2 protein-coding genes are annotated in these 2,889 nt (G+C 39.7%); both read left to right on the forward strand.

All coding sequences use genetic code 11. The features are described from left to right. The first annotated feature begins 94 nt into the window (after positions 1 to 94). Complete coding sequence (locus CWB66_RS22955) at positions 95 to 1,840, forward strand: RHS repeat-associated core domain-containing protein (protein WP_502705293.1); 1,746 nt, start codon at positions 95 to 97, stop codon at positions 1,838 to 1,840. A 3-nt stretch (positions 1,841 to 1,843) separates the two neighbouring features. After that, on the forward strand, positions 1,844 to 2,182 hold the full coding sequence (locus CWB66_RS12695) for an antitoxin YezG family protein (protein ID WP_138585666.1): 339 nt from the start codon (positions 1,844 to 1,846) through the stop codon (positions 2,180 to 2,182). The last annotated feature ends 707 nt before the right edge of the window (positions 2,183 to 2,889 follow it).

The following is a 2,889-nucleotide window of genomic DNA, read 5'->3' on the forward strand; positions in this document are numbered from 1 at the left end:
AGTGGCTGTCTAGTTTAGTTGCCGTGAAAGTAGTAGTAAAAACAGTAGCAACGCAGACTCAGTAGTAAACAATGAGTGCACTAACAACACGACAATAAACAGTGCCACCGACTCAGACCGCCTAACCCACTTTGGCGACAGCGACTTTTACTACGACGAGTTCGGTAACCAAATACGCGAAACCGGTAAAGGTATAAAAACCCGCCGCGAATACAACGCGTTTAATCAGTTAAGCTGTTTTAATAATAACGGCACGCTCACGCAATACGACTACGACCCACTCGGTCGACGTATCGCTAAGCACACTGAACACGGTAAAATTGACTACATTTGGGACAACGATCAGCTCATTGGTGAATGTCAACACGGTGAATATACTTGGTATATCAACCTGCCAAATCAATTTCACCCAGTCGCATTGATTAAACAAGGTGAGGTGTACTACTACCACCTAGACCAGCTTAATACCCCGCGTTTTGTTACCAATAACAAAGCAGAAGTGGTGTGGGAAAACCAAGCCGATGTGTATGGTTATGAAGAGAATGAAGCCGAGTCTGATTTTAATACAGAAAGCAGCTTCACTCAGCCAATCCGCTTTCAAGGGCAATATTTAGACGAAGAGAGCGGCTTACATTACAACCGCTATCGCTACTACAGCCCCAAACAACAGCGTTTTATAAACCAAGATCCGATTGGACTAGTGGGTGGAATAAACCACTATCAATATGCACCTAATCCAGTGAATTGGGTGGATCCAATGGGTTTGTTGTGTAAAGAAGGGCAGGCAAAAGTCAAGGCTGCACTTGATGCAAAGCCAGAGATTTCAGGTGACCTTAGAAATCAAATAGAAAATATTTGTAAACAAGAGCAATCAGGATGCACAGCTGACGAGATGGTTGAGCAGATTAATGCCTTTGATGCAGTTACAGGCGGGCTTGATTTATTTGTTTCTGGATTACTAAACACAGTAGTCGATGTTGTAGCCGGTGGTGCAGGTATTGCCACACTTGCTATGTCAGGAGGTGATGTAGATGCTACAGTTCATACAATTGAAAGTGTACAGTCCAATCAAATAGGCCCATTTACTGATGCAGGACAAGCCGTATCAGAGAAGTTAGCTCCGATCGTGCAAGAGTATTACGAAGACAATATGGCAGCGCTTGGTGATGCGACGCTTGAGGCGACAGGTTCACCAGCACTTGCTACAATGGCGCATAAATCTGTAGAAATTGCTGCTACGTTAGCTGGCGGTAAGACTGTTTTGAATGGGGCTAAAGGGGCTAAAGCTGGGTTAAAAGCCCCTAAAATTTCAGTTTACAAATTTAATGATTTAGAGTCTTTAAATCGGGCTGCAAATAAACCAAAACCAAATAGTACTTACGAGTATGGAGATTATACTTGGAAAACCGATGATAAAGGACGTGTAGTTGAAGCTTCTGGGAAAATTAAATTACAAAAAGCTGATGGCCGTTCGGGGACAGACGGCGTTAGTACTGTTTTAATTGGTAAAGAAGGACAAATTGGAGATATAGGCTTTCATTTAATAGGGGATCAATTTGATGGCCCAACTAATCGACTGAATGTTGTATCAGGTAATGGAAAGCGTATTGACCCAAATCTACCTCCAAATTTAAATCAAGGTCCTTATGCTAAATTTGAAACAAAAGTTAAAAAAGCTAGATTAGATCCTAAAAATCTTGGTAAAGATATCGAAGTCAGGATAATACCTGAATATGGAAAAAATAATAAAACAAAGAGACCAGATCAATTTGAAGCTTCCTACCGCATAGATAGTGGCGAATGGGAAACTTATACATTTGAAAATAAACAAGGTGGTTAAGTTATGATTTTACACTTACAAGAAAACATTATTCACGAAGTCGCTGGAATTTTACCGGATCGTTGGGATAAGGTTACAATAAACTTAGAGATTGACTTAGTTGATGATGAAATAGTAATCAGCCCAAAAAATAAATACTTTATCAAAGATAAGCCATATGAATTGCGTTTGGGTATAGATATTACGAATAGTTTTAAGGAATTAAGGAGAGAGATGCAAAAAAATGATACACAACACTCTGCTTGGACTATTTGTGATCTCGAGATATTAAGTGATGGAACTTTTAATTATCAATTTTCTTATGGAGAGGCGCCAAGATTAGCTTCATTAAGAGAATGTTAATTAAAAAATAACTAAACACCCACTTTACAAACACAAAATAAAAACGCTCTTTAATAACATGGATGTTTTAAAGGCTTAGGCAATTTTGCTTAAGTCCTTTATGGCTATGCAGCCAAGGTAATATTCAAACGCAAAAGTTTGGTAATGACGTAACCCTTACCCAACAATTTGATGTATTTAACCGCTTAACACAGCAACAGTTAACCCATCCTGCACAAGCGCTACTTGATACCTGTACGTACAATTACGATAGCGTAAACCAGCTTATAACCCGTAAAAACGAAGGCGTAAGCAGCCAAAATATCAATTTTGAATACAATAGCCTCGGGCAGTTAATTAAGCAAAACCTAGCCAGTTCTAAAGCTGATACAACCATAGACTATAAGTGGGATAGCTTTGGTAACCCGCAAAGTCAGACTGTTCAATCAAACACAAGCGATACATACACTAAAGATACAAGCACGTGTGATAAAGAAGCTAGCGATACAGCTAACGGCGACCAAGGTGCAAAACATAAGGCTGCTGAATAAACTAGAGAATAAACTAGACACCCACCCTAATTTTTGCTGTTTGGCGAACTAAGTACTAGGCTTTGTTTAGTGCAAGAGCAGCAGGGTGTCTTATGGCTATTAGAGAATAAACTAGACACCCACCCAAATTTTGCTGTTTGGCGTCCCGAATTCATTATGCAAGTGCACCATTAAACA

Source organism: Pseudoalteromonas sp. S558 (assembly GCF_005886635.1).
GTDB lineage: Bacteria > Pseudomonadota > Gammaproteobacteria > Enterobacterales > Alteromonadaceae > Pseudoalteromonas > Pseudoalteromonas aliena.